Origin of the sequence: Aeromonas sp. DNP9 (assembly GCF_001728955.1) — a bacterium.
Lineage (GTDB): Bacteria > Pseudomonadota > Gammaproteobacteria > Enterobacterales > Aeromonadaceae > Aeromonas > Aeromonas veronii.
Genome location: NZ_LYSQ01000074.1, coordinates 1 through 525 on the forward strand (window position 1 = coordinate 1; position 525 = coordinate 525).

At 57.9% G+C, this 525-nt stretch carries 1 protein-coding gene; it reads left to right on the forward strand.

Annotated elements, in window-relative coordinates; translation table 11 throughout:
- Positions 1–525: IS3 family transposase (locus A9G06_RS21280; protein ID WP_069556553.1), on the forward strand; the 525-nt coding region annotated here is incomplete at both ends.

The window sequence follows — 525 nt, forward strand, 5'->3', positions numbered from 1 at the left end:
GGCCTGGCATCCAAACAGCCGGGCGCACACCGCTATAAGGTCGCTCGGTCTGAACGACCGGGCATTCCCAATCTGCTAGCCCGCGAATTTGATGTCCAACAACCCAATCAGGTGTGGTGTGGCGATATTACCTACGTCTGGGCAGGTGGTCGTTGGCATTACCTGGCAGCGGTGCTTGACCTGCATACCCGGCGGGTTGTGGGGTGGGCGATGTCAGATAAACCAGATGCCAAGCTGGCCATCAAAGCCCTGGAGATGGCGTATCAGCAGCGGGGTTGTCCGTCAGGCGTGCTGTTTCACTCTGACCAGGGCAGCCAATATGGCGGCCGAGCATTTCGGCAACGACTGTGGCGCTATCGCATGACCCAGAGTATGAGTCGGCGTGGCAACTGCTGGGATAACGCCCCGATGGAACGGTTGTTCAGAAGCCTGAAGTCAGAGTGGCTCCCGGCTATGGGATATATGAGCGTGCGGGAGGCGAAGCGGGATATCAGTTATTACCTGATGGATTACTACAACTGGCGG